The sequence below is a fragment of the Amycolatopsis samaneae genome (assembly GCF_039541975.1).
Taxonomy (GTDB): Bacteria; Actinomycetota; Actinomycetes; order Mycobacteriales; family Pseudonocardiaceae; genus Amycolatopsis; species Amycolatopsis samaneae.
This window is the reverse complement of the sequence record NZ_BAABHG010000009.1, coordinates 17,126-43,233: the sequence shown is the minus strand read 5'-3', so window position 1 is coordinate 43,233 and position 26,108 is coordinate 17,126. Positions and strand designations below refer to the sequence as shown.

26 protein-coding genes and 1 pseudogene are annotated in these 26,108 nt (G+C 70.6%); 23 read left to right on the top strand and 4 right to left on the bottom strand.

The features are described from left to right. Window positions 1-104 precede the first annotated feature (104 nt). The 14 genes and pseudogenes from ABD987_RS23770 to ABD987_RS23705 all read left to right on the top strand — a co-directional run bounded on the left by ABD987_RS23770 (window position 105) and on the right by ABD987_RS23705 (window position 13,896). Window positions 105-785, top strand: coding sequence for a fasciclin domain-containing protein (locus ABD987_RS23770; RefSeq protein WP_345397675.1), 681 nt, complete (start codon window positions 105-107; stop codon window positions 783-785). Between the two features lie 548 nt (window positions 786-1,333). Next, window positions 1,334-2,287, top strand: a complete 954-nt coding sequence (locus ABD987_RS23765) for a redox-sensing transcriptional repressor Rex (RefSeq protein ID WP_378214311.1) — start codon at window positions 1,334-1,336, stop codon at window positions 2,285-2,287. 1 nt (window position 2,288) lies between these two features. Beyond that, window positions 2,289-3,605 carry a glutamyl-tRNA reductase gene (locus tag ABD987_RS23760; protein WP_345397672.1) on the top strand — a complete coding sequence of 439 codons (1,317 nt, stop codon included), beginning with the start codon at window positions 2,289-2,291 and terminating at the stop codon, window positions 3,603-3,605. Then, on the top strand, window positions 3,606-4,553 hold the full coding sequence (gene hemC / locus ABD987_RS23755) for a hydroxymethylbilane synthase (protein ID WP_345397669.1): 948 nt from the start codon (window positions 3,606-3,608) through the stop codon (window positions 4,551-4,553). A gap of 87 nt (window positions 4,554-4,640) precedes the next feature. Then, window positions 4,641-6,173 (top strand): bifunctional uroporphyrinogen-III C-methyltransferase/uroporphyrinogen-III synthase, encoded by a 1,533-nt coding sequence (locus tag ABD987_RS23750; protein ID WP_345397666.1) that lies wholly within the window; start codon window positions 4,641-4,643, stop codon window positions 6,171-6,173. A 27-nt stretch (window positions 6,174-6,200) separates the two neighbouring features. Further along, a pseudogene (locus ABD987_RS23745) lies at window positions 6,201-6,887 on the top strand (protein-L-isoaspartate O-methyltransferase family protein); the annotation flags it as partial. A 708-nt stretch (window positions 6,888-7,595) separates the two neighbouring features. Beyond that, window positions 7,596-8,567 carry a porphobilinogen synthase gene (gene hemB / locus ABD987_RS23740; RefSeq protein ID WP_345398799.1) on the top strand — a complete coding sequence of 324 codons (972 nt, stop codon included), beginning with the start codon at window positions 7,596-7,598 and terminating at the stop codon, window positions 8,565-8,567. 48 nt (window positions 8,568-8,615) lie between these two features. Continuing rightward, window positions 8,616-9,197 (top strand): hypothetical protein, encoded by a 582-nt coding sequence (locus tag ABD987_RS23735; RefSeq protein WP_345397663.1) that lies wholly within the window; start codon window positions 8,616-8,618, stop codon window positions 9,195-9,197. Window positions 9,198-9,200: 3 nt separating this feature from the next. Next, window positions 9,201-9,710: a hypothetical protein gene (locus tag ABD987_RS23730; RefSeq protein ID WP_345397660.1), complete on the top strand. Its 510-nt coding sequence runs from the start codon at window positions 9,201-9,203 to the stop codon at window positions 9,708-9,710. Between the two features lie 13 nt (window positions 9,711-9,723). Further along, entirely contained in the window at window positions 9,724-10,062 is a 339-nt protein-coding gene (locus tag ABD987_RS23725) for a hypothetical protein (RefSeq protein ID WP_345397657.1), read from the top strand. Window positions 10,063-10,133: 71 nt separating this feature from the next. Beyond that, window positions 10,134-11,405, top strand: a complete 1,272-nt coding sequence (locus tag ABD987_RS23720; protein WP_345397654.1) for an efflux RND transporter periplasmic adaptor subunit — start codon at window positions 10,134-10,136, stop codon at window positions 11,403-11,405. Next, entirely contained in the window at window positions 11,402-12,106 is a 705-nt protein-coding gene (locus ABD987_RS23715; RefSeq protein WP_345397651.1) for an ABC transporter ATP-binding protein, read from the top strand. The genes ABD987_RS23720 and ABD987_RS23715 overlap by 4 nt, the downstream gene beginning before the upstream one ends. Next, window positions 12,103-13,305, top strand: coding sequence for an ABC transporter permease (locus ABD987_RS23710; RefSeq protein WP_345397647.1), 1,203 nt, complete (start codon window positions 12,103-12,105; stop codon window positions 13,303-13,305). The genes ABD987_RS23715 and ABD987_RS23710 overlap by 4 nt, the downstream gene beginning before the upstream one ends. A 12-nt stretch (window positions 13,306-13,317) precedes the next feature. After that, the gene (locus ABD987_RS23705; protein ID WP_345397644.1) at window positions 13,318-13,896 is read left to right on the top strand and encodes a DUF5666 domain-containing protein; all 579 of its coding nucleotides are present in this window, start codon (window positions 13,318-13,320) and stop codon (window positions 13,894-13,896) included. 466 nt (window positions 13,897-14,362) lie between these two features. On the opposite strand, the gene ABD987_RS23700 is transcribed toward ABD987_RS23705, so the two are convergent. Further along, entirely contained in the window at window positions 14,363-14,845 is a 483-nt protein-coding gene (locus ABD987_RS23700) for a TspO/MBR family protein (protein WP_345397641.1), read from the bottom strand. A 92-nt stretch (window positions 14,846-14,937) separates the two neighbouring features. On the opposite strand from ABD987_RS23700, the gene hemL reads away from it, so the two are divergent. From hemL to ABD987_RS23680, 4 genes are all read left to right on the top strand, one after another. Then, complete coding sequence (gene hemL, locus ABD987_RS23695) at window positions 14,938-16,242, top strand: glutamate-1-semialdehyde 2,1-aminomutase (RefSeq protein WP_345397638.1); 1,305 nt, start codon at window positions 14,938-14,940, stop codon at window positions 16,240-16,242. After that, window positions 16,239-16,865, top strand: coding sequence for a histidine phosphatase family protein (locus tag ABD987_RS23690; RefSeq protein WP_345397635.1), 627 nt, complete (start codon window positions 16,239-16,241; stop codon window positions 16,863-16,865). Before hemL ends, ABD987_RS23690 begins: the two co-directional genes overlap by 4 nt. Beyond that, window positions 16,862-17,446, top strand: coding sequence for a TlpA family protein disulfide reductase (locus tag ABD987_RS23685; protein ID WP_345397632.1), 585 nt, complete (start codon window positions 16,862-16,864; stop codon window positions 17,444-17,446). Before ABD987_RS23690 ends, ABD987_RS23685 begins: the two co-directional genes overlap by 4 nt. Window positions 17,447-17,667: 221 nt before the next feature. Beyond that, window positions 17,668-18,516, top strand: coding sequence for a class I SAM-dependent methyltransferase (locus ABD987_RS23680; protein WP_345397629.1), 849 nt, complete (start codon window positions 17,668-17,670; stop codon window positions 18,514-18,516). A 16-nt stretch (window positions 18,517-18,532) separates the two neighbouring features. Here the strand turns inward: ABD987_RS23680 and ABD987_RS23675 are convergent, their stop codons facing one another. After that, entirely contained in the window at window positions 18,533-19,090 is a 558-nt protein-coding gene (locus ABD987_RS23675) for a TetR/AcrR family transcriptional regulator C-terminal domain-containing protein (protein ID WP_345397626.1), read from the bottom strand. A 103-nt stretch (window positions 19,091-19,193) separates the two neighbouring features. Between ABD987_RS23675 and ABD987_RS23670 the strand changes: the two genes are divergently transcribed. The 5 genes from ABD987_RS23670 (at window position 19,194) to ABD987_RS23650 (ending at window position 25,543) form a co-directional block, all read left to right on the top strand. Further along, window positions 19,194-20,294, top strand: a complete 1,101-nt coding sequence (locus ABD987_RS23670; RefSeq protein ID WP_345397623.1) for an FAD-dependent oxidoreductase — start codon at window positions 19,194-19,196, stop codon at window positions 20,292-20,294. A gap of 436 nt (window positions 20,295-20,730) precedes the next feature. After that, window positions 20,731-21,504 (top strand): cytochrome c biogenesis CcdA family protein, encoded by a 774-nt coding sequence (locus ABD987_RS23665; RefSeq protein ID WP_345397620.1) that lies wholly within the window; start codon window positions 20,731-20,733, stop codon window positions 21,502-21,504. Continuing rightward, the gene (resB, locus tag ABD987_RS23660) at window positions 21,501-23,096 is read left to right on the top strand and encodes a cytochrome c biogenesis protein ResB (protein ID WP_345397617.1); all 1,596 of its coding nucleotides are present in this window, start codon (window positions 21,501-21,503) and stop codon (window positions 23,094-23,096) included. Before ABD987_RS23665 ends, resB begins: the two co-directional genes overlap by 4 nt. Window positions 23,097-23,098: 2 nt before the next feature. Further along, a complete protein-coding gene (gene ccsB, locus ABD987_RS23655) occupies window positions 23,099-24,076 on the top strand; it encodes a c-type cytochrome biogenesis protein CcsB (protein WP_345397614.1) in 978 nt (325 codons plus the stop codon). A 111-nt stretch (window positions 24,077-24,187) separates the two neighbouring features. After that, window positions 24,188-25,543, top strand: coding sequence for a MinD/ParA family ATP-binding protein (locus tag ABD987_RS23650; RefSeq protein ID WP_345397611.1), 1,356 nt, complete (start codon window positions 24,188-24,190; stop codon window positions 25,541-25,543). A 7-nt stretch (window positions 25,544-25,550) separates the two neighbouring features. On the opposite strand, the gene ABD987_RS23645 is transcribed toward ABD987_RS23650, so the two are convergent. Then, on the bottom strand, window positions 25,551-25,730 hold the full coding sequence (locus ABD987_RS23645) for a hypothetical protein (RefSeq protein ID WP_345397608.1): 180 nt from the start codon (window positions 25,728-25,730) through the stop codon (window positions 25,551-25,553). Window positions 25,731-25,888: 158 nt separating this feature from the next. Further along, complete coding sequence (locus ABD987_RS23640) at window positions 25,889-26,101, bottom strand: BldC family transcriptional regulator (RefSeq protein ID WP_345397605.1); 213 nt, start codon at window positions 26,099-26,101, stop codon at window positions 25,889-25,891. Between the last annotated feature and the right edge of the window lie 7 nt (window positions 26,102-26,108).

Genomic DNA, 26,108 nt, shown 5'->3' with positions numbered 1-26,108 from the left:
TGGTATCTACCGGCACAGTAAAACCTTGGGTGGCGACCCGGACTGCTCCGGGTGACGAGACGGTCTTGTCGTGGCGTTCCCGGACCGAACAGGGAGTGATCGTTGTGGTGAAGCTTCGCGGCGTCGCCGGAGCCGGCATCGCGGCCGTGGCCGTGCTGGCCCTGACGGCCTGCAACCCGGACGACACCGCGTACAGCGGCAAGGCCGAGCAGTACAAGTCCGCGACGCCGCCCGCGCCCGCGGCGCCGTCGTCGGCGCCGGTGAGCACCGCGCACGCCCCCGCCGAGGGTGGTGGCTCGGCGGTCTTCGGTGCCGCGTGCGAGACGCTCCCGCACGGCAGCGAGGCGGGCGGCGTCACCGCGATGGGGCAGCAGACGGTGGCCGCCGCCGCGGCGGCGAACCCGCTGCTGACCAAGCTCTCGGCCGCGATCAAGAGCGCGAACCTGACGGACTCGCTGAACAGTGCCCCCGGCGTGACCGTGTTCGCGCCGTCCGACGACGCCGTCAAGGCTTACGGCGAGGCGAAGTTCGGCCAGCTCAAGGGCGCCGAGCTGACGTCGCTGCTGAACTTCCACGTCGTCGGCAAGCGCCTCGACGTCAAGGGCCTCGAAGCCGCGAAGAACTCCGCCACGCTCGACACCGAGGGCGGGCAGCTGACCTTCGCGGGCAGCGGCGACAAGCTGACCGTGAACGGCGCGAAGATCCTGTGCGGGAACATCGCGACCAAGAACGCGACCGTGTTCGTGATCGACAAGGTCCTCACCCCGGGCTCCGCCGGGAACTGAGACCCGCTCTGCTCGAAGGTCCGTGAAGGCCTCCTTCACAGCGCTGAGCGCTGTGAAGGAGGCCTTCACGGCTTTGTGGCGGGGTCCGCCGGGTGCGGGGGGCACGTCGTGGGCACCGAGGGACGCCCCTGGTGCGGTGGCTGCGACGAGGGCGTCCTTCGGCGCGCTCAATGCACCGAAGGCGTCCCTCGGTGCGGGCCCGATGCGCTGAAGGTGTCCTTCAGTGCGCTGGATGCACCGAAGGCGTCCTTCAGCTCGCCCAACGCACTGAAGGCGTCCTTCAGCTCGTGAGCCGCGCCAGCACCCCGGACCGCTCGCACTACCCGCCGGGCCGTCAAGACTCCGTATGTGGGACTGGTCATGTCTCCTACCTGTGACTTTGTGCCTGCGTTCACAAGTGGACTACCGTGGTCCCATCGCCTCCGCGCGGCCCGGCATCAAACCGGACTCCCGCCGCCGGGTCAAGAGCCAGTTTTTCGTACGGTTGTGGCGATGACCGGGCGGTACCGGACGCGCGGTCGGAAATCGCGGTGAACAGGAGTGCCAGCGTGGTGACACAGCGGGGCAAGGGCGACGCCTCCACGTCCCCGCCACCCCGGACGTCTCGCCGACGGGACGGCCGCAACACCCGCGAAGCGCCCGACGCCGACAACGCCCCCACCGCGGAGATGCCCGCCGTGCCCACCGGCACCAACGGCACCGGCGGCGACGGGAGCGAGGTCAGGGCCAAGTCGATCCCCGAGGCCGCGGTCGCGCGGCTCGCGGTGTACCTGCGGGTCCTTTCCGGACTGGCCGAGCAGGGCGCGACGACGGTGTCCAGCGAGGAACTCTCCCAGGCCGCCGGGGTCAACTCCGCGAAGCTGCGCAAGGACCTGTCCTACCTCGGCTCCTACGGCACCCGCGGCGTCGGCTACGACGTGCAGGTCCTGGTGAGCCAGATCGAGCGCATCCTCGGCCTGACGCGCAAGCACCGCGTCGCCGTCGTCGGCATCGGTAACCTCGGCCACGCGCTGGCCAACTACGGCGGGTTCCCCGGCCGCGGCTTCCCGGTGGAGGCGCTGTTCGACCTCGACCCCGACCTGATCGGCGTGCCGGTCGGCGGGCTGCCGGTGTCGCACCTGGACGAGATCCCGCTGGTCTGCGCGGAGCGCCAGATCTCCATCGGCGTGATCGCGACGCCGCCGACCGCCGCGCAGTCGGTGTGCGATCTGCTGGTCGCCGGTGGTGTCCAGTGCATCCTGAACTTCGCGCCGGTGGTGCTGCAGGTGCCGGCGCACATCGAGGTCCGCAAGGTCGACCTCGCGGTCGAACTGCAGATCCTCTCCTTCCACGTGGCCCGGCGGGCCGACAACGGCACGAACGGGGGTGAGCACCGCAACGGAGACGCGGGGGCGCACCCCAGTGCCGACAATGGCAAGGCTGGTGCACTCTCGAAGGGGAAGAGTGCTTCGGGCAATGGGCGCGCCGGTACGGACGGCGGGCGGGGAATGGTGGTGCGCTGAAATGAGCGTGTTGGCAGTCGGGCTTTCCCATCGCAGCGCGGAACTGAGCACCCTCGAACGGGCCGCGGTGCCCGCGCACGAGGTGGTCAAGGTCCTGCACGAGCTGCAGCAGGCCGAGCACGTCAGCGAGGCGATGCTGGTCTCGACGTGCAACCGGATCGAGGTCTACGCGGTCGTCGAAACGTTCCACGGCGGCCTCAACGACATCTCCGACGTGCTGGCCAGGCAGGCGGGCATGGAGCCGGCCGACCTCTACGACAGCCTGTACGTGCATTACGCGGGCGCCGCGATCGAGCACGTCTTCTCGGTGGCTTCCGGGCTGGACTCGATGGTCGTCGGCGAGACGCAGATCCTCGGCCAGGTCCGCTCGTCGTACGCCACCGCGCGCGAGGCGGGCACCGTCGGCCGCGTCCTCCACGAATTGGTCCAGACCACACTGCGGGTCGGGAAGCGCGTGCACAGCGAGACCGGCCTGGACGCGCTGGGCGCGTCGGTGGTCTCGGAGGCACTGGCCGCCGCGGGCGAGATCGCGGGCAAGCACGCGCTGATCGTCGGCGCCGGGTCGATGGGCGCGCTCACCGCGTCCCAGCTGCGCAAGGCCGGGATCGGCGAGATCACCGTGGCCAACCGCACCGAGGCCAACGCCACGCGGCTGGCCGCGTCGGTCACCGAGTCCGGTGTCCAGGCCCGTTCGGTGCCGCTGGCCGACCTCGCCGCCGCCACCGCGCGCGCCGACGTCGTCGTCTGCTGCACCGGCGCGCAGGACGCCGTGTTCACCCCCGCGCACGTTTCTCCGCGCGAGGGCCGCGCGCTGGTCGTGTGCGACCTCGGCCTGCCGAGGGACGTCGACGCCGCGGTCGGCGAGCTGGCCGCGGTCACCGTGGTGGATCTGGAGACCATCCAGCGCCGGATGCGCGAGGCGGGGACCCCGACCACCGAGAAGCAGACCGCCAAGGCCAACGGCATCGTGCTCGACGAGGTGCGTGACTACCTCGCCGGGCAGCGCAGCGCCGAGGTCACCCCGACCGTGACGGCGCTGCGCCGCCGCGCGGCCGAGGTCGTCGACGCGGAACTGCTGCGGCTGGACCACCGGCTGCCCGACCTCGATTCGGGTGTTCGTGAGGAGGTCGGCCGCACGGTTCGCCGCGTGGTCGACAAGCTGCTGCACGCGCCGACGGTGCGGGTCAAGCAGCTGGCCGCCGAGACGGCCGACACCGACTACGCCAACGCGCTGCGCGAGCTGTTCTGCCTCGACCCGCAGGCCCCTGCGGCGGTGGCCAGCCCGACGGCGCAGCAACCACCAGGGAAGAACCAGTAAGTGACCAGAGTCATCCGCATCGGGACGCGCGGCAGCAAGCTGGCGCTCGCGCAGACCGGGACCGTCGCCGACACGCTGCGTGCGGCAGGCGCCGAGGTCGAAATCGTCACCGTCACCACGCCCGGTGACCAGTCCTCGGCACCGATCCCGCAGATCGGCGTCGGCGTGTTCACCTCCGCGCTGCGCGAAGCGCTGCTGCGCGAAGAGGTCGACGTCATCGTGCACTCCTGCAAGGACCTGCCCACCACGCCCGAGCCCGGCATCACCCTGGCCGCGGTGCCGCCGCGCGAGGACCCGCGTGACGCGCTGATCGCCCGCGACGGGCTCACTCTCGGTGAGCTTCCGCCCGGTTCGACGGTCGGCACCGGCGCGCCGCGGCGCACCGCGCAGCTGCGCGCGCTCGGCCTCGGTTTGGAAATCGTGCCGATCCGAGGCAATATCGACACCCGCATGCGCAAGGTCACCGACGGCGAGCTCGATGCCGTGGTGCTCGCGCGTGCCGGCCTGGTGCGTATCGGGCGGGGCGAGGCGATCACCGAGACCCTCGATCCGATCCAGATGCTGCCCGCCCCCGCGCAGGGGGCGCTGGCGGTGGAGTGCCGGGACGGTGACGTGGACGTCGAGCGGCTGCTTTCGTCCACAGTGGACGATGAGGGCACGCGGGCCGCGGTGACGGCCGAACGGGCCATGCTGGCCGCGCTCGAGGCCGGGTGCACCGCTCCGGTGGGTGCGCTCGCCGAGATCGTCGAGGACCTCGACGGTGAGGGCGCGGTCGTGGAACGGATCTCGCTGCGCGGCACCGCGGCCGTCGAGGGCGAGAACGGGTCGGTGGACATGCTGCGCGCCTCGGTGCTCGGCGACAAGGCCGAGGCCGCGCAACTGGGCCGGACGCTGGCGGCCGAACTGCTGGACCTGGGTGCCGGAGCGCTGCGCGGCACCGCGCACTGACCCGAGAGAGAACGACGACCAGCTGTACTGGAGAACTGCGGCCGTGCCGGACCACGCACGGCCGTCCAATGAGGAGAAAACGCACAGATGACCCCCGCGCGTAAGACCACCGGGCGCGTCGCCTTCGTGGGCTCGGGCCCCGGTGACGCAGGACTGCTCACCGTCCGGGCCCAGGAACTGCTGGCCAAGGCCGAGGTCGTGGTGACCGACCCCGACGTCCCGGCCGGTGTGCTGGCCATCGCCGCCGAAGGCGCCGAGGTACGTCCCGCCGTCGGCGAGGCGGCCGACGTCGCCAAGGACCTGACCACCGAGGCGAAGGCGGGACGGCTGGTCCTGCGCCTGATCGCCGGCGACCCGCTGACCAGCCCGGCCGTCGTGGCCGAGGTCCAGGCCGTCGCGCGCACCAGCGCGGTGTTCGACGTCATCCCCGGCGTCTCGCCGAGCGCCGCCGTCCCGGCGTACGCGGGGATCGCGCTGGGCGGCACGCACACCGAGGTCGACGTCCGAGGGGACGTCGACTGGGGCGCGCTGGCCGCCGCGCCCGGCCCGCTCGTGCTGCACGCGTCGTCGAGCCACCTGGCCGAGGCCGCGTCCGCGCTGGTCGAGAAGGGACTGCCGGCGAGCACCACCGTCGCGGTCACCGCGAACGGCACCATCAACACCCAGCGCACGCTGGACACCACCCTTGAGAAGCTCGCCGCCGACGCCGGTGAGCTGGTCGGCCCGCTGATCGTCACGATCGGCCAGGCCGCCGGGCAGCGCTCGAAGCTGTCGTGGTGGGAGTCGCGCGCGCTGTACGGCTGGAAGGTCCTGGTGCCGCGCACCAAGGAGCAGGCGGGCGAGATGGCCGAGCGCCTGCGCGGCCACGGCGCGACCTCGCACGAGGTGCCGACCATCTCGGTCGAGCCGCCGCGCAGCCCGGCCCAGATGGAGCGCTCGGTCAAGGGCCTCGTCGACGGCCGCTACCAGTGGATCGTGTTCACCTCGACCAACGCCGTCCGCGCGGTGTGGGAGAAGTTCGAGGAGTTCGGCCTGGACGCCCGCGCGTTCTCCGGAGTGAAGATCGCCTGTGTCGGCGAGTCGACCGCGGCGAAGGTGCGTTCGTTCGGCATCATCCCCGAGCTGGTGCCCGAGGGCGAGCAGTCCAGCGAAGGCCTGCTCGCCGAGTTCCCGCCGTATGACGACGTGCTCGACCCGGTCGACCGCGTGCTGCTGCCGCGGGCCGACATCGCCACCGAGACGCTGTCCGCGGGTCTGCGCGACCGCGGCTGGGAGATCGACGACGTGACGGCCTACCGGACCGTCCGCGCCGCCCCGCCGCCCGCCGAGACCCGCGAGATGATCAAGACCGGCGGGTTCGACGCGGTGTGTTTCACCTCGTCCTCGACCGTCCGGAACCTGGTCGGCATCGCGGGCAAGCCGCACGCGCGCACCCTCGTCGCGTGCATCGGCCCGAAGACCGCGGAGACCGCCGTGGAGTTCGGGCTGCGGGTCGACGTCCAGCCGGAGAAGGCCGACGTCCCGCACCTGGTCGACGCGCTCGCCGCGCACGCCGCGAAACTGCGCGCCGAGGGCGCGCTGCCGCCGCCGCGCAAGGCCAAGCGCACCCGGCGCAGCTGAGGTCGTTGACCGAAGGGGGCTTTTCTCGTGTGTGACGCGAGGGAGGCCCCCTTCGGCGTTCGTGGGTCTTGTCGGCCTGATCGGGTTAACTCGCCCCGCGCTTCTTGTGCGGGTGACCCGGCGCCGTCACGGTGGACGCGAGCGTCGTGCGAGAGAGGTGGCTTCTTGCTGGATGAGGTGCCGCGTGCACTCTTCATCCCGGATGTCATCTGGGTGCGCGACGGAGACGACTTCGTCGCCCTGTCCAAACACGACGAGCCGGATCGCTGGACCGAGGCGGTGGCCGCCGACGCGCCCGTGATCACACAGGTGGACCTTGGCGAAGTCCGGCCCGGCGAGCGCGGAAGCTTCCCGTCCAGTTCGAGCAGCCAGCCCAGCATCGTCGCCGAGATGCTCGACGCGCTCGATCCACAGCCCGGGGACACTGTGCTGGAGATCGGCACGGGAACCGGGTGGAACGCCGCCCTGCTCGCCTGCCGAGTCGGCGAATCCGGACAGGTCACCACCATTGAGGTCGATCCGGCGGTCGCGGCGGCGGCGCGCGGGGCGCTGGCCACCGCCGGGTATCACCGGTTGCGCCTCTTGACCGGCGACGGCGCTGTCGGTCACCGCTCCGGGGCACCGTACGACCGGGTCATCGCCACGGCGTCCGTTCGCGAGGTCATACCGGCCGCGTGGCTCGCCCAGCTGCGCCCGGGCGGCAGGCTCGTCATTCCCTGGAGGACTGACTACGGCAACGGCGCCGTGCTCACTCTCGACAGCGACCGTAAGGGTGGTGCGACCGGCCGGTTCGCCGGAAACCTCGCCTTCATGCGGCTACGCGGTCATCGGCGCGGCCTGTTCGGCTGGGAGACCGACGAGGACATCATCGCCGGGGCCGACGTCAGCACGATCGACTGTCGCGGCAAGGACCTGGACCTGATGTTCAACCCTGACCACGGTCGGTTCGCGATAGGCGCCCGCCTTGTCGACGTCTCTCTCGTCGAGCAGTGGGACCACCACGGCCCGGGCCGCCACGTCATCGAACTCGACGACCTCACCACACACTCGTTCGCCCGCGTCGAGGCCGACGTCACCGACCCGGCGCCGTTCGTCGTCCGGCAACTCGGGCCGCGGCGGCTCTGGGACGAGGCGGTCACTGCCTACGACTGGTGGTACGAAAACGACCGTCCCGGCCCCGTGCGTCTCGGCCTCACGGTCACACCGGGGGCTCGCAGACGTTGTGGCTCGACGAGCCGGCGCACGTCGTCCGTACCTGGGAACACTGAGTTTCCGGGCCGGGCGCGCTCACGGGAGCTGACGCGTTGTCACTTCGAGAACGAGATTTTCGTTGGTGTGCCGGGAAAAGCTCGGCTTACTGAGGATGGCTCACTTACCCGCCCGCGCCCCACCGGCCCGATCGACCGGAGTACCGTGGAAGACGTGTTCCCAGAGCATCGACCCCGCAGGCTCCGTACGACCCCGGCCATGCGCAGGCTGGTCGGCGAGACCACGCTGCGGCCACGTCAGCTGATCCTCCCGATGTTCGTGGCCGAAGGCGCCGACGCGCCGCGGCCGATCGCGAGCATGCCCGGCGTGGTCCAGCACACCCGTGAATCGCTGCGCAAGGCCGCCGTCGACGCGGTCAACGCCGGGGTCGGCGGGCTGATGCTGTTCGGCATCCCGAAGACGCGCGACGCGGCGGGCTCCGGCGCGGTCGACCCGGACGGCATTCTCAACGTCGCGTTGCGGGACCTGCGGTCCGAGCTCGGCGACGCGACCGTGCTGATGGCCGACACCTGCCTCGACGAGTTCACCGATCACGGTCACTGCGGTGTCCTGGACGCCGACGGCGCGGTCGACAACGACGCCACGCTGCGGGTCTACGCGGAGATGGCGATCGCGCAGGCCGAGGCCGGGGCGCACGTGCTCGGGCCGAGCGGGATGATGGACGGCCAGATCGGCGTCATCCGCCGCGCGCTGGACGAGGTCGGGCTCAGCTCGACCGGGATTCTCGCCTACTCGGCGAAGTACGCCAGCGCGTTCTACGGACCGTTCCGCGAAGCGGTGGACTCGCAGCTCAAGGGCGACCGCAAGACGTACCAGCAGGACAGCGGCAACGCGCGCGAGGCGCTGCGGGAGATCGAGCTGGATCTCGCCGAGGGCGCCGACATGGTCATGGTGAAGCCCGCACTGTCCTATTTGGACATCGTGAAGGCGGCGGCGGAGATCTCCCCGGTGCCGGTCGCGGCGTACAACATCTCCGGTGAGTACGCGATGGTCGAGGCCGCGGCGGCGAACGGCTGGCTCGACCGCGAGCGCACCGTCCTGGAGGTACTGACCTCGATCCGGCGCGCGGGCGCCGACCTGATTCTCACCTACTGGGCCGCCGAGGCCGCCGCCTGGCTGGACTGAGTTCGCGGGTCCGGCACCGCCGGGAGCGGCTGGGCTAGAGTCCACGGGGTGGCCGAGAAGGACAGCGCATCCGAAAACGCCCCCGACGACCTCGCCGGGCTGACCGACGACGAACTCCGCAAACGAGGCCGCGCGCCCGATCCGGTGCTGCCGGGGCAGCAGAAGCCGAAGTACCAGGTGCCGACCCCGGTCACCGTCTCGGTCGTGCTGTGGATCGCCTCGGGTGCCGTGCTGATCGCCGGGCAGATCGCGCTGCTCGTGGTCAAGCAGCAGCTGATCGACGCCATCGTCAAGACCACCAACGAGTCGACGGCGCCCGGGCCGAAGCCGAGCCCCGCGGACATCGCCGCGGGCACCACGACGCTGGTGTGGACGCTGTTCGTCGGCGCGGTGGTGTTCGCGTTGCTGGTGGCGTTGTTCGCCTACAAAGCGCGCCAGGGGACGCGGTCGGCGCGGTCTGTGCTCACCGGGCTCGCCATTCTCGAAGCGGTGTTCGAGCTGGTGTTCTTCCGGGGCGGGCTCAACGCGTTCCTCCTGGTGAGCCTGTTGCTCGCGGTCATCGCCCTGATTCTGATGTACTTGCCGAGCGTGGCGACGTACTTCCCGAAGGTCGGTAAGAAGGTGAATTGAGGCGTGAGCGAACGCGTGCTGTACCACGAACCCGGCGTCGGCTGGATCGCCGTGCTGTGGGGGCCGCTGTTCGCCGTGCTGGGCGCGCTGTCCGAACTGGTGCTCGGCGGGCCGGTGCACACCTTCGCCTGGATTCTGGCCGGTGTCGCGCTGTGCGCGATCACCGCGCCCTGGGTGTACGCCCGGCGGCGTTTCCTCTCCCTCGAAGTCACCACCGCCGGTTACCGGCAGGGCCGCGAGACCGTCGCGGCGGCGGACATCGCCGAGGTCACCGAGGTCGGTGCCCCGGCGGGCGCGCGCGTGCTCGGCGGCGGCTGGGCGGTGCCGCGCAAGTACGAGGAGCTGCCGGTCAAGCTCGCCGACGGCACCGTCGTCCTCGCGTGGGCACGGGACGCGAGCGCGTTGCGCGACGCGCTGTCCCGGCTTACCGGCCGTCCCAGCGAGACCACTGACACCGAAGACGTCGACACTCGAACCGTCGACACCGACAGCACCGGTACCGGAGAGTCGTGAGAGGCTGCACACCGTGATCGAGCTGCCACAGCCCACCGGAGCGGAACTCTGGCCGCGGGCGGAGGCCGCGCCCGCCGCGCGGCTGAACAAACCATGGCGGGCCGTGGTCGCCCTCGTCGAGGTGCTGCTGGCCGCGCTTGCCGTCTGGGGCGCCTTCGCGTGCTGGGACGCGGGCGTCATGACGGTGTCGACGACCGCGGGGGACGGCGCGGTCCTGGTGTCGCAACGGTACTTCGGCGGGCCGCTCGCCGGCGCGATCGGGCTCGGCACGCTGGCGGCTCTCCTGCTGGTGGACGCGGTTCGTCAGCTGTTGCTCGCGGTCCGTGCGCGGCATCGCGAGAAGACGGACTGAGCCGCCCGATACACAGGTCCGGCACAGGAAACCCCTAGCTGGCTGATAACCGGCGCCCGCAGTGTTTCCGCATGACGCGGCGGCGCATCACCCGGACATGGGTCATCAACGGTGTACTGGTCGTGCTGCTCGGCGGCGCGGCTTTCGGGATATATCAAGCTTTCACGCCGTCGAGCGGCACCGCGCAGGCACAGACGCGCACCACCCCGGCTCGGCTGGCGACGGTGACGCAGACGGTGTCCGCGGCGGGCACCCTCGCCAGCAGCTACACCGGCGCGGCGAATTTCACCACCGCGGGCAGGGTTTCCGCGATCGCGGTGAATGTCGGCGACGTCGTGACCGCCGGTCAGAAATTGGCCACTTTGGACAGTACGCAGGCGAACAAGCAACTTCAGGTCGCGCAGGCGAATCTCCAGGCCGCACAGGACGCGCTGACCGCGGGCCAGACGGCGCCCGCGCCCACCAGCTCGAAGGGCACGACGGCCACCCAGAACCAGGCGACGCAGACGAGCAGCCTGACCTCGTTGCAGGCCAAAGTGGACCAGGCGCAGCTCGACGTCGACAACGCGCAGACCGCGGTCAACGCGACGGTGCTGTCCGCGCCGGGCGCCGGGACGGTCACCGCGATCAACGGCGTGGTGGGGCAGCAGGTCGGCGCTTCGGGCAGCGGCCAGTCGTCCTCGTCTCCGTCGTCGTCGGCTGCCTCGGGCTCGGGATCGGGCGGTAACGGACAGAACAGCCAGAGCGGCCAGTCCGCGAGCGCGGCTTCGTCGGCGAGCGGGTTCGTCGTCATCACGAACATGAGCGGGCTGGTGGTGAACACCTCGGTCGCCGAGATCGACGTCAGCAAGGTGAAGGCGGGCCAGAAGGCCACGGTGACGCTCAACGCGCAGCCGGACAAGGCGATCCAGGCCAGCGTGACGAAGGTCGACCTCACCCCGACCGCGAGCGGGAACGTCGTCTCCTACGGCGCGCAGCTGAGCATGAGCGGCCCGCCGGAGGGGCTGCGGCCGGGACAGTCGGCGAGTGTGGTGATCACCGTCGCCCAGGCGGACAACGCGCTCAGCGTGCCCGCCGCGGCGGTGCGCACGGTGGGGAACACCACCGTCGTCACGGTCCAGCAGAACGGGCAGAGCGTGCCGCGGCAGGTCCAGCTCGGCATCCGCGGCGAGTCGACCGTGCAGATCACCTCCGGCCTGAAGGAGGGCGACAGCGTCGTGCTCACCGCCGCCGCGCCCAGCGCGACGACCGGCAACGGCGGTCAGCGTGGCGGGTTCCCCGGCACCGGTGGGCAGGGTGGCAACGGCGGTCAGCGCGGGTTCGGCGGCGGGGGACGCGGATGAAGCCGGTGATCGCGGTCTCCGGGCTGCGGAAGACCTACGGCGGCGGGGAAACCGCCGTGCACGCGCTGCGCGGGGTCGACCTCGTCGTCCGGCCGGGGGAGTACGTCGCGATCATGGGCGCGTCCGGATCGGGGAAGTCGACGCTGCTGAACATGCTCGGCTGTCTGGATGTGCCGACGGCGGGGCGATACCTGCTCGACGGGTTCAGCGTGGCCGACCTCAACGAGCGTCAGCTGGCCCTGCTGCGCAACCGGAAGATCGGTTTCATCTTCCAGTCCTTCAACCTCGTGCCCCGCACCTCTGCATTGTCCAATGTGGAACTACCATTGGTCTACAGTGGACTCCGCAGGGCGGAGCGGCGGCGCAGGGCGCTGGCGGCGCTGGAAATGGTGGGTCTCACCGAACGCGCGCGGCACCTGCCCAGTGAGCTGTCCGGCGGGCAGCAGCAGCGCGTCGCGGTGGCGCGCGCACTGGTGACGGGCCCGGCGTTGCTGCTGGCCGACGAGCCGACCGGGAACCTCGACCGGGCCAGTACGGCGGACGTGCTAGGGGTGTTCGACCGGCTCAACGCGCTGGGCCGGACCGTCGTGGTGATCACGCACGAGGACGAGGTGGCCGCGCACGCGCACCGCGTGGTGCGGGTGGACGACGGCCTGATCGTCTCGGACGAGACGCGGCGGACGGTAGGGGCGTTGACGTGAATCTGCTGGAGATCCTGCGGTTCGCGGTGCGCGGGCTGACCGCGAACAAGCTGCGGTCCGCGTTGACGACCCTCGGCATCACGATCGGGGTGGCGGCGGTCATCCTGCTGGTCGCGGTGGGCAACGGCGCGTCGGCGGCGATCGCGGCGAGCATCCAGGGCCTTGGCACGAACGTGGTCAACGTGTCGCCGATGCGGGGCGGGCAGGGCGCGGGCGCGCGGCCGCTGACGGTGCAGGACGCGCACGCGCTGGTCGATCCGGTGGGCGCGCCGGACGTCCGGGCGGCGTCGCCGGTGGTGAACACGACGGCGACCGCCACCTACGGGCAGACCTCGTACGCGGTCCCGACCGTGGCCGGGACCGAGGCGGCGTACTTCACGACGACGAACCGCGCGATCGCCGACGGCGCGCTGTTCGGCGACGAGGACGTGGCTTCGGCGCGCAAGGTGGTGGTGCTGGGGCCGACGACCGCGCAGGCGTTGTTCGGGACCGCCGAGTCGGCGGTGGGGAAGAATGTGCTGCTCAACAGCATCCAGTTCACCGTGCTCGGGGTGTTGCAGGCCAAGGGGAGCACCGGGCTGCAGAACGCCGACGACGTCGCGGTCGCGCCGTTGAGCGCGGTGCAGAACTCGCTGAGCGGGTACGGGAGCCTCAACCAGATCGTGGTGCAGGCGGGATCGGCGGACTCCGTTGCCCTGGCGCAGGCGGAGATCACCGCGATCCTCGACGCGCGGCACGGGATCCGCGCCGGCGCGCCGGCGGACTACCAGATCCAGAACTCCGAGCAGTTGCTGGCGACCCGGACCTCGGCCACCCAGACGTTCACCGTGCTGCTGGCGGCGGTCGCGGCGATCTCCCTGCTGGTCGGCGGGATCGGCGTCACGAACATCATGCTGGTGACGGTGACCGAGCGGATCCGGGAGATCGGGATCCGCAAGGCGATCGGGGCGCCGCGCTCGGCGATCCTCGGCCAGTTCCTCGCCGAGGCGACGATGCTGAGCCTGTTCGGCGGGCTGCTGGGCGTGGTGATCGGTGTCGTCGGCAGCCAGTTCACCGTCGCCGGGATCACCCCGGTGGTGGTGCCGTCCTCGATCGCGCTCGCCTTCGCGGTTTCCGCGCTGATCGGCCTGTTCTTCGGCAGTTTCCCGGCGAACCGGGCCGCGAAACTGCGCCCCATCGACGCTCTGCGGCACGAGTAGGAGTTCTTCGCGATGTCTTCGACCACCACGTCCGGCCCGCCCGCCGAGGAACCGACGGCCGAACTCCCCGCCGCGCCGCCGGAATCGGTCGTCGCCGCTCCCGCCGTCGAGGGTGACCTCGACCGGGAGCTCAAGCGGGTGGCGGCACCCTTCGGGAAGCCGACGTTCGTTCTCGTGGCGCTGCTGGTGTTCGCGGTCGCGTTCGGTGCCGGTGCGTGGACGCACGCGGCGTTCGCCCCCGCGTCGAACGCGGCTCCCGGTGCCGGTGGCGGCCGTGGTCAGGGCCAGGACGGCACCGGTGGACGCGGCCAGGGTACGGGCGCGGGGCCAGGCGGGCAGGGCGGCACGCGGGGCACGGGCGGCCGGGGCACCAGCGGCACTGTCGAGAAGGTCGAGGGCGCCACCCTGACCCTGAAAACCCCGCAGGGCAACGAAATCACCGTGTCCACAACGGACTCGACGAAGATCGGCCGCACCCAGCCGGGCACCCTGGCCGATCTCAAGCCCGGTGCCACCGTGACCGTGCAGGGCCAGCCCGACTCCACCGGCGCCGTGACCGCCCAGGCGATCACCGAACAGCCACCACGCTGACCACTCCGGCCGCCCCGCCGAACCCCATCCCCCTCCCGCCCCGTGGGGGGCGTCCCTGCAACCATCCTACCGCCGGAGCAGGGCAAACCCCGAGGTCGCGGGAATCTGTGGATAACCGGTGGAGCTGTGGACAACTCGGAAACGGCCCCCATCCTCGCCTCGCGAACGCTCCGTTCACGACGCTCGACGGTGCTGGTGGTTGACGCCGGCGGTGGGAGATGCCGAGGGACGCCTTCGGTGCGCTCGACGCACCGAGGGACGCCCTCGTCGCACCCAACGCACCCAGGGCGTCCCTCGGCACCCCGCCCCGCCCCGCCCCGCCCCGCCCCGCCCCGCCCCGCCCGGCCCGGCCCGGCCCGGCCCGAGCAAGGCAACATCCTCGCTCAGCGTCCCCGACGCCGCGTTCGGGACACCGTCGGAAATCCCGCCACCGGGCACGCCGCTTCGAGCGAGCACGAAGCGAAGTTCAGTTCAGCACGACCACCGCGGAGTTCAGCGCCGTCGCGTACGCCAGCCAGCCCAGATAGGGCACCAGCAGCACCGCCGCCACCCGCGACCGGCGCGCGAAGAGCACGACGGTCACGAACACCACGAAGTCCAGCGCCACGACGTCGATCAGCGCGAGCGTCGTCGACCGACCGGCGAAGAACAGCGGTGTCCACAGGAGGTTCAGCAGCAGCCCGATGCCGTAGGCCGCGTACGCGCCGGTCTCCCCGTCCGTGCGCCAGTACCACCAGCCCGCGAACGCGATCAGCAGGTACATCACCGTCCACATCGGACCGAACAGCTCGGCGGGCGCGGCCCACGACGGCTGGTGCAGGCGTCCGTAGATCTCCCGCGCCGAGGTCGCGGCCAGCGCGCCGACCAGGCCCACCACGGCGACCACCGTGACGAACCCGAGCAGCGCCAGCCACGGGTTGCGGCGTGGTGTGGTCGTGGTCACCGGCATGCCCCGATCCTAGGTGCCAGGGGAAAGAAGAGGAAAGAAGCAGGTGACGGGGGCCGCGGGGAGCCGCGCGCGGGATTTGCGAGACTGGGCGGGTGACTTCTGGAACCGAGCAGTCCAAGGCATGGTTCGCCCGCGCGAAGGCGGCGGTCCCCGGCGGGGTGAATTCGCCGGTCCGCGCGTTCAACTCGGTCGGCGGCACCCCGCGGTTCATGGTCAAGGGCCAGGGGCCCTACCTGTGGGATGTCGACGGCAACCGGTACGTCGACCTGGTGTCCTCCTGGGGGCCGATGATCCTCGGCCACGCACATCCCGGGGTCGTCGAGGCCGCTCGCGGCGCCGCCGCGAACGGGCTCAGCTTCGGCACCCCGACGGTGGGCGAGGTCGAGCTCGCCGAGGAGATCATCACCAGGGTCGCCCCGGTCGAGCAGGTGCGGCTGGTCAACTCCGGCACCGAGGCGACGATGAGCGCCGTCCGGCTGGCCCGCGGGTTCACCGGCCGCTCGAAGATCATCAAGTTCGCCGGCTGCTACCACGGGCACGTGGACGCGCTGCTCGCCGAAGCCGGTTCCGGGGTGGCCACGCTTGGTCTCCCCACGTCGCCCGGTGTGACCGGCGCGCAGGCCGCGGACACCCTGGTGCTGCCCTACAACGACCTCGACGCCGTTCGGAAGTCCTTTGTGGACAATCCGGACTCGATCGCGGCGATCATCACCGAGGCGGCGGCGGGGAACATGGGCGCGGTCGCGCCGGACGAGGGTTTCAACGCGGCGCTGCGCGACCTCGCGCACGAGCACGGCGCACTGCTCGTCATGGACGAGGTGATGACGGGTTTCCGCGTGTCGAGCGCGGGCTGGTACGGCCTCGAAGGCGTCGCCGGTGACCTCTACACCTTCGGCAAGGTGATGTCCGGCGGGCTGCCCGCCGCGGCGTTCGGCGGGCGTGCCGACGTGATGGCGAAGCTCGCTCCCGGCGGCCCGGTCTACCAGGCCGGGACGTTGTCCGGGAACCCGGTCGCGGTGGCCTCGGGCCTGGCGGCGCTGCGCGCGGCCGACGACGCGGTGTACGCGGCGCTGGACGCGAACGCGAAGCGGCTCGGCGGCCTGTTCGGCGCGGCGCTGAGCGAGGCGGGCGTGGCGCATTCCGTGCAGTACGCGGGGAACCTGGTCAGCGTGTTCTTCAGCGAAACGCCGGTGCGGGACTACCCGGGCGCGCAGGCCGCCCAGACCTGGCGTTTCCCGCCGTTCTTCCACGCGCTGCTGGAGGCCGGGGTCTATCCGCCGCCGAGCGCGTTCGAGGTGTGGTTCGTCAACGCCGCCATGGACGACGAGGCGTTCTCGGTGATCGAGGCGGCCCTGCCGCGCGCCGCGCGTGCGGCCGCCGAGGCGGTCAAGCCGTGACGACGATCGTGCACCTGCTGCGGCACGGCGAGGTCCATAATCCCGAGAAGGTCCTGTATGGCCGTCTGCCCGGTTACCGGCTTTCCGACCGCGGCAGGCAGCAGGCGCTGACCGTCGCGGAGGCGGTCGCGGGGCACGACCTCGTCCACGTCGTGGCGTCGCCGTTGCAGCGCGCGCAGGAGACCGCGGCGCCGATCGCGGCGGCGCACCGGCTCGACATCGCCACCGACGAGCGGCTGATCGAGGCGGCGAACCTGTTCGAGGGCGAGCGGGTCGCCGTCGGTGACGGCGCGCTGCGCCAGCCGAAGCACTGGCCGAAGTTGCGTGACCCGTTCACGCCGTCGTGGGGCGAGCCGTACGTGGAGATCGCGCACCGCATGCTCGGCGCCGTCCACCGGGCGGCCGAGGTGGCCGAGGGGCACGAGGCGCTGTGTGTTTCGCACCAGTTGCCGATTTGGACACTGCGGCGTTTTCTCGAAGCGAAACGGCTGTGGCACGATCCGCGCAAGCGACAGTGTTCGCTCGCGTCGTTGACCAGCCTGGTCTTCGACCGCGGCGAGCTGCGCGAGATCGTCTACAGCGAACCCGCGGGCTCGACCGATCCGAAGGTGACGGGCGCGTGAAGCGGCGCTTGGGCGCGCTCGCGCTGGGCGCGGCCCTGCTGGTCACGGGCTGTTCGACCGGGAAGGACGCGGTCGTGCAGGGGAGCAGCTTCACCTTCGTTTCCCCCGGTGGCAAGCTCGACATCACCTACGACCTCGCCCAGCGGCAGACCGCGCCGGTGCTGGCGGGGGACGACCTGATGAACGAGGGCAAACAGCTCTCGCTCGCGGACTTCCCCGGCAAGGTCATCGTGCTGAACCTGTGGGGCCAGTGGTGCGGCCCGTGCCGGTCGGAGGCACCGGAGCTGGAGAAGCTGTCCGAGCAGGCGAAGCCGTTCGGAGTCCAGCTGGTCGGGCTCGACGTGCGGGATCCCTCGCGGCAGGCGGCACAGGATTTCGTGCGTGACCGGAAGCTGACCTATCCGTCGATCTATGACCCGTCCGGACGCACGCTGCTGGAGCTTTCGGGCTATCCGCGCAACATCATCCCGTCGACTCTCGTGCTGGACAAACAGCACCGCGTCGCGGCGGTTTATCTACGGACAGTGCTCGCGGCCGACCTGTTGCCCCTGGTGCAGCGCCTCGCCGCCGAACCTTCCTGACCTGCGAAAACGTGTGATCCGGTAACCGGAACGCGGGCCCCCGTCACTCCAATGGACCATTGACGGGGGTCTTCGCAACCTGCTTGAGTGGATTCGGAGAATTAGAAACGCGTCCATTCCGGTGGTTTTTCGACCCGAGGCCGTCGATCAGGCCGGAATCGGTGTATCTCCGTTTTGCCATGGCTGTCACGATGTGATTTCTTTCGATGCGAGGAGTCGTCGTGCTGACGAGCAATACCGCGTTCAATGCCGCCAAAGCCGATTTCAACGACGTGTATGACCAGCCGGATCCGCGAGAGTACTTCGCGGCCATGAAAAGAGTCGGCTACCGGCTTCCGGAGAATGTCATGCCGTCGTTTCTGCGGGTGATCGAAGCGGTGCGAAGAGTACGGGGTGGCGCCTCGCTGACGATCCTCGACGTCGGGTGCTCGTACGGCATCAACGGCGCGCTGCTCAACTACGAACTGACCCTCGATGATCTCTACGGGTGCGCTGAGCAGCGTGAAGGCGACCCCGGGCGGGAACCCGCCGAGATCGACCGGAAGTTCTTCGCGACGCGGAAAACGCCGTTCGGGCACCGGGTACACGGGGTCGACAGGGCCGCGTTCGCCATCGGGTACGCGACGAGTGCCGGGCTGATCGATCAGGGTGCGGCACTCGATCTGGAGGCGGCGGAATCGCCGGAGTTGCCCGCCGGATTGGCGGACGTCGATCTGATCATCTCGACCGGTTGCGTCGGATATGTCACCGTGAAAACGTTTGCCCGGTTGCTCGACGCCAATACCGGAAGATTGCCGTGGATTGCCACTTCCGCGTTGCGGACTCTCGATTATTCTTCGTTCGAGCGGTTCTTCGGCGAGCGCGGATATGTGACATCGAGTTCGGTGCGTCCGGTGAAACAACGCGCGATCACGAGTGAAACGGAACGTGCGCAGACGCTGTCGAATCTGGCGGCGCTCGGCAAGGACCCCGCCGGGTTCGAAAGCGAGGGAGATCTCTACGCCGACTGTTACGTCTCGATGCCGGCCGAGGAGGCGGGCTCGGTGACGCGCGAGGAACTCTTCGGCTGAGGCGGCCTTCCGCCGGTCAACGGGTGGTGCGTACGGCGAGGCCGTCCACCACGACGGACAGGCCCGTCGTGAACGCGGCGTCCCGCAGCGCGCGGGACACCGACGTGCGGCGGGCCTGTTCTTCGATCGTGAACCCGTTCACGTAACTGGTCACGACGTCCGCGCAGGCGTCGGCGTCCAGGCCGGACATGCCGGCGGCGCCGAGCGCGGCGGTGAGCTCTCCGATGAACGCGAGAGCGATCGTGCCGGGGGCGCTCATCGTCGCGATGATCCGGGCGCCGTCGGGATGGGCCAGCATCGCGTCGCGATGCGCGTGCGCGAAGCAGATCACGTCGTCCTGCCAGGCTCCGGTGGGGCAGGCGGCCTTGGTTTTCGCGACGTCCGCCATGGCGCGGGTGAGGATGCGTTCGGCGATCGCGTCCAGCAGTGCCTGTTTGCTCGCGTAGTGCCAGTAGAGAGCGCCGACACGGACGCCGAGGCGCTCGGCCAGCTTCCGGGTCGACAGCTCGTCCAGGCCCGTTTCGTCGAGCAGTGCCATCGCGGCGTCGAGCACCGTGGCCTGGTTCAGCGGCATCCACCCCTCCGATCTCCGGTGTCCAGTTCACCACGCCGGACGGATTGAGCACTGTTCAGGTATCTTGAGCACTGTTCAATTGAGCGGTGTTCAGGAGGGTGTCGTGAAGGTGGCGGTGATCGGGGCGGGGCTCGGCGGGCTGTGCCTGGCGCAGGGCTTGCGTGGTGCGGGCGTGGAGGTCGAGGTGTACGAGCGGGATCCGGATGTCAGTGGGCGTTTCCAGGGGTATCGGATCGGACTGGGTGACCTGGGGTGTGACGCGATGCTCAGCTGTCTTCCCGAGCGGTTGCGCGAGCTGTTCGCCGCGACGACCGGCACGCTGAGCGGGAGCAGGGAGAACTACGGACCGGACCTGGAGTTACGGGATTCGAGGCCGCCGATGTCGGCGACCACGGTCGACCGGCAGGTGCTGCGTCAGCTGCTGCTCACCGGGATCGACGTGCGGTTCGGCAAGCGGCTGAGCGGCTATCGCGTGCTCGGCGACGGCCGGGTGCGCGCCGGTTTCGCCGACGGTTCGGTCACCGAGGCCGATCTGCTCGTCGGCGCCGACGGCATCAACTCGGCGGTGCGTGCCCAGCTCGACCCGGACACGGAACCCGAGGACACCGGCGTCCGCTGTGTCATCGGGCGTACCCCGCTGACCGATCGTTTCGCCGCGCTGGTCCCCGGTTTCGGCGCCGGGGTCAGTGACGGCGAGGTGATGCTGATGATCGGCCTGATGCGGTTCCGGCGGGCGCCGCGGGAGGCGGGCGCGGAGCTGGGCGTGCCGCTGCCGGACGTCGGCGACTACGTCCGCTGGGTACTGATGCCGGTGCCGGACCACGAGGACCGGCCGCCCCGGGACACCGTGCTCGCCGCGATCGACGGCTGGCATCCCGACCTGCGGGCACTCGTCGAGGCCGCGGATCCCCGGCACACGTCGCGGCTCGCGATCCGGGTCGTCCGGCCCGGCGCGCGCTGGCCGCTGGGGCCGGTGACCCTGCTGGGGGACGCCATCCACGCGACCTCGCCCAGCGGCGGCAACGGCGCGAACACCGCGCTGTACGACGCGCGGCGCCTGCGTGACCTGCTGGTGGAACCGCGCGCGGACCTGCTCGGCGCCGTCGACGCCTACGAGACGGCGATGTTCGACTACGGCGCCCGAGCCGTCGAGTACAGCGTGGCCGCCCTCGACCAGTTCCTGCCCGCCCGCCCCGCGGCCTGACCCCCACCCGCCAGGACGCCCCACTCACCAGGACGCCCCTTCCCCAGGGCGTTCCCCCACCCTCCCGGGGGCACCCCTGCAACCAGCATATCGCGGTTGACCTGCGAAAATGGGGTGCTCGGTGAATCTGTGGACAACGCGGGCGGTTGTGGACAACTCCCGAGGTGGGTCTTGGCCGGGTGGGTGCCGAGGGACGCCCTTGGTGCATTGGGCGCGACCGGGGCGTCCCTCGGTGCGGCCGACGCACCGAAGGCGTCCCTCGGCACACCCACACACACAGCCACGAGAGCCACACCGACGTCCCGAAAGCCCCGTCGGGGACCTCGGACGTCCCCGACGACGCGGACTGGGACCTTGGTCCTGTTTCGCCGTGACGTACGTCCTGTGAGGCGGCCCCGGCGGGTTCACGCGAAGCTCACTGCCTACTCTCGTCGGAGTGAACTCCGTGTCCGAGCTGGCGCTTTCCGGGCCGCTGCTGCTCGCCGCGGGTGTCGCGCTGCTCGCCGGGGCACTCTCGTTCGCGTCCCCGTGCGTGGTCCCGCTCGTGCCGGGGTACCTCGCGTACCTCGCCGCGCTGGTCGGCGCCGACGCCCCCGCGGTCAGCGCGGAGGAGGAGCGCAAGAAGGGTCGCTACGCCGTCGTCGGCGCGGCCCTCCTCTTCGTGCTCGGGTTCACCGTCGTCTTCGTCGCCACGCTGGGCACGCTGGTCTGGCTCGCCGCCACGATCACGATCAACCAGGACGTCCTGCAGCGCGTCGGCGGCGTGCTCACGATCGCCATGGCGCTGGTGTTCCTCGGCTGGATCCCCGGCCTGCAGCGGGAGTTCCGTTCGCATCACGTGCCGCGCGGTGGGATCTGGGGCGCGCCGCTGCTCGGCGCGGTCTTCGGGCTCGGCTGGACGCCGTGCATCGGCCCGACGCTGTCGGCGGTGACCAGCATGGCCAGCGCCACCGGCGGGGCCGCCGCGCGCGGCTACCTGCTGATCGCGATCTACTGCCTCGGCCTCGGCGTGCCGTTCCTGCTCATCGCGCTCGGCGCGCGCTGGGCCGTGCGTGCCACCGACTGGCTGCGCCGCAACGGGCGCCGCGTCCAGATCGTCGGTGGCGCGCTGCTGATGATCGTCGGGATCCTGCTCGTCACCGGGCTGTGGGGAGATCTGATGGGCTGGCTGCGCAACAGCCTCGCGAACAACCTCGAGCTGCCGCTGTGACCACCACGGAAACACCGAAGAAGCCGAACCACACGACGCCGGTCAAGCGCGTCCTCGCCTTCCTGCGCAACACCTGGCGTGGCCTGACGTCGATGCGCACCGCGCTCGTCCTGCTGTTCCTGCTCGCGCTCGCCGCGCTGCCCGGAGCCCTGCTCCCGCAGCGCAGGCTCAACGCCCCCAAGGTCGACGAGTACATCACCGCACACGGCTGGTGGGGCACGCTGCTGGACAAGCTGGAGTTCTACGACGTCTACAGCAGCGTCTGGTTCTCCGCGATCTACCTCCTGCTCATGGTGTCGCTCGTCGGCTGCCTGACGCCGCGCAGCTTCGAGTACTTCAAGGCGATGCGGGCCAAGCCGGTGCTCACCCCGCGCAAGCTGGCCCGGATGCCGCACCACCGCGTCGCGGGGGTCGAGCGCCCGGTCGAAAAGGTCCTCGAAGAGGCGAACGCACGGCTCTCCGGCTGGCGGCGGGTCCAGCGCGACGAGGGTGACGGTGTCCACAGCATCTCCGCCGAGCGCGGCTACCTGCGCGAGACCGGCAACCTGGTGTTCCACTTCGGCATGCTCGGGCTGATCGTCTTCTTCGCGCTCGGCAAGCTGTTCAGCTACGAGGGCCAGGTCATCGTGCAGGCCGACGGCAGCCAGTTCTGCAACGGCGGCATCTACAACTACGACTCGTTCAACGCGGGCCTGCGCGTCGACGGCACCGAAATGGCGCCGTTCTGCCTGAAGGTCGACGACTTCGACGCGCGCTTCACCGCGGCGGGGCAGGCCGACTACTTCCACTCGAACATCCAGTACCAGGCGGGCGAGGACCTGAAGAGCGGTACGTGGCGGCCCTACGGCCTGGAGGTCAACTCGCCGCTGCGCGTCGACGGGGTGCGGGTCTACCTGCTCGACCACGGCTACACCCCGAAGTTCACCGTCACCTTCCCCGACGGCAGCGTCCGCACGATGGCCACCCAGTGGCGGACCGCGGTCCCGGCGACGATGACCGCCGAGGGCGCCACGAAGTTCGACCAGCCGGGCATCACCGACGAGGTGCAGCGCCGCACCCGGCAGCTCGCCGTCACCGGCCTGCTCGCCCCGACGCCACAGCTGCACGGCGGCATCCTGACCTCGGTCGGGCCGGAGCTGAACAACCCGCAGGTCGCCGTCGACATCTACCGCGGTGACCTCGGGCTGGACGCCGGGCGCGGCCAGTCGCTGTTCGAGATCGACCAGTCGCGGGTCGCCGACGGACGGCTGAAGAAGATGACCCGGCTGAACATGCAGGTCGGCCAGGTGACCACGCTCGACGACGGCACGAAGGTCAAGTTCGACGGCGTCGGCCAGTGGGTGGGCCTCCAGGTTTCGCACGATCCGACACAGGTCTACGTGCTCGGCTTCGCGATCGCGATGTTCGTCGGTCTCGGCGCGTCGCTGCTGGTCAAGCGCCGTCGGCTGTGGGTGCGGGTGCGCCCCGGCGGCGAGGGCGAGGCCGGTACCGTGATCGAGGTCGCCGGACTGGCGCGCACCGATCAGGCCGGATACGGCGAAGAGTTCCAGCGCATCAGTGAACGTCTGATCACCGGCGAGAAGGGCAGCTGAAGATGCCGATCAACGAGACGTTGTCGCAGTACAGCAACTGGCTGTACACGACCACGGTGGCGATCTACGTCATCGCGTTGATGCTCACCCTCGTGGAGCAGGGCTTCGGGGCGAAGGGCAGGCAGGCGGCCGAACGCAGCAAACAGCGGGTGCGCGAGCTGGTCGGCGCGGGCGGGCCGGTGACCACCGAGACCCCGGCCGAGCCCGAGCCGCCCCGCGAGGTCGGCAGGCCGGAGCGTGTCGGCCGGATGGGCGCCGCGCTGCTCGTGCTGGGCGCGCTGCTCCAGCTGTCCGCGATCGTGCTGCGCGGGCTCGCCACGCACCGCGCGCCGTGGGGCAACATGTACGAGTACGGCATGGCGGTCACCTTCATCACGGTGGTCGCGTGGCTCGTGGTGACCTGGAAGTTCCCGGTCCGGCACCTGACGCCGTTCCTGCTGCTGCCCGTCGTGATCCTGATGTTCGTCAACGGCACGATGCTGTACACGGTGGCGGCCCCGGTGCAGCCGGCGTTGCAGTCGTACTGGCTGGTCATCCACGTCGCCGCGGCCATCATCGGCTCGGGCGTGTTCCTGGTGCCCGGCGTGGCGAGCGTGCTCTACCTCTTCCGGTCGGCCCACGACCGGGACCCGGCGAAGTTCGCCCGGTTCGCGCCGAAGCTGCCCGCCGCCGACGTCCTCGACCGGATCGCCTACCGGACGACGATCTTCGCGTTCCCGGTGTTCACCTTCGGCGTGCTGTGCGGCGCGGTGTGGGCGGAGTCCGCGTGGGGCCGGTTCTGGGGCTGGGACCCGAAGGAGACCGTCGCGTTCATCGCCTGGGTCGTCTACGCGGCGTACCTGCACTCGCGGGCCACCGCGGGCTGGCGCGGCACGCGCGCGGCTGTGATCAACATCGTCGGGTTCGCGGCGACGATCTTCAACCTGTTCTTCGTCAACCTGGTCACGGTGGGATTGCACTCGTACGCCGGAGTCAGCTGACGCGGACCGGGCCGCAGGGCGCTCCTGTAGCGTGTCGCCGACTACCGTCGTAGCCGTCGGCGGGGTAGTGAGTGTCGTAGAGGCAGTGACGTTCGTGGGAGGTTCGCACCGGTGACCGGATCCAGCGAAGAGTCGGCTCCAGCCACCTCTGAGCAGGCCAAACCGGCCGAACAGTTGTTCTCGGAGGATCGCACCGACTCGGCGCCGCACCCGAATTCGGGTGCCTACGACGTGCAGCCGACGCAGGCCGTCTCGCCGCCCAACCCCTCGGTGTCCGGGCCGTACCAGGTGCCCCCGTCGGCGCAGGCCCAGCCGCAGTACCCGGGCTACGACCCACACCTGCCGCCGCTGCAGCCGCAGTACACCGATCCGGCACAGCAACAGCAGGCGCAGCAGCCCTATCCACAGGCCGCGCCGCAGCAGGGCGTGCCCCAGCAGGCCCCGCAGCAGCAGGCCCCGCAACAGCAGCCGATGCCGCAGCCGGGTGCGCCGCAGCCGGGGGTGCTGCCGCAGCCGCAGGGCGGCAAGCACGCGGCGGGCCCGGTGGACGAGCTGGCCACCGCGCACCTGGTCAAGCAGGTCAAGCGGCCGCCGCAGACCGGCTGGCGCAAGGTCCTGTACAAGGGCACCGGGAAGCTGGTCAACCCGGGTGAGAGCCCCGCCGACGTGCGGCGCCGCGAGCTGATCGCGCGGGTCAACCAGCCGCTGCGCGGGTGCTACAAGATCGCGATGCTGAGCCTCAAGGGCGGCGTCGGCAAGACCACCGCGACGACCACGCTGGGCTCGACGTTCGCCTCATTGCGCGGCGACCGGGTGGTGGCCGTCGACGCGAACCCGGACCGCGGCACGCTGTCACAGAAGATCGCGATCGAGACCACCGCGACCGTCCGGCACCTGCTGCGCGACGCGGATCGCATCACCCGCTACAGCGACGTCCGCTCGTACACCTCGCAGGGGTCGAGCAGGCTGGAAATCCTTGCCAGCGAACAGGATCCGGCCGTGTCCGAGGCGTTCTCCGAGGAGGACTACCGGCGCACGGTGAACCTGCTGGAGCACTTCTACAACATCGTGCTCACCGACTGCGGGACCGGGCTGATGCACTCGGCGATGAAGGGCGTCCTGGACGTCGCGGACGCGCTGGTCGTGGTGTCGTCCGGTTCGGTCGACGGGGCGCGCAGCGCGTCGGCGACGCTGGACTGGCTGGAGGCGCACGGGTACGGGGAGCTGGTCAAGCGCTCGGTCGCGGTGATCAACTCGGTGCGGCCGAAGGGCGGCTCGGTCGATCTGGACAAGCTGGCCGCGCACTTCGGGGCGAAGGTCCGCGCGGTGTGCCGCATCCCGTTCGACCCGCACCTGGAGGAAGGCGCCGAGATCGAGCTGGACCGGCTGAACTCGGACACCCGGCTGAGCCTGCTGGAGCTGGCCGCGACGGTCGCCGACGGCTTCGGGAACCAGCAGTACCGCTAGGCGGCGGTCACTCCTCGTCGCGTTTGCGCTGCTGCTGTTCGCCGAGCTGGCGGAGGAAGTCGGGGTCGTCGTCCGGAGCCAGTGGCGCCCGGCGTGTCGGCACACCCACCCGCTGGGTGCCGCCGAAGGCCCGCCACAACAGCACGGCGATGGTGAGCGCACCTACCGCCGCGAGCAGATAGAGCATGCCCGGTTCCTTCCGTCGCAGGCTGCCAGCCCCATGAGGTTAACCGGTTCGCCCGGGTACCGGCGGAACACCGGTACCCGGATGTGACGAAGGGTCGTGACCGGCAGGTGGGTGACTGGGTCACCCCGTACCACTCACGACCCTCACGTACGGACGGTTCAGGCGTGCCGCGCCGGTTCGCTCGCGTCCGTGGTCAGCTCGGCCAGGAGCTCGTTCACCTCGGACTCGCGGAATCGGCGGTGCCCGCCCGGGGTCCTGATGGAGCCGATCCGGCCGGCGGTCGCCCACCGGGTCACCGTCTTCGGGTCCACTCGGAACAGAGCGGCCACTTCACCGGGGGTGAGCAACCGTCCTCCCATGGTCGCGGTCATTTTCCGC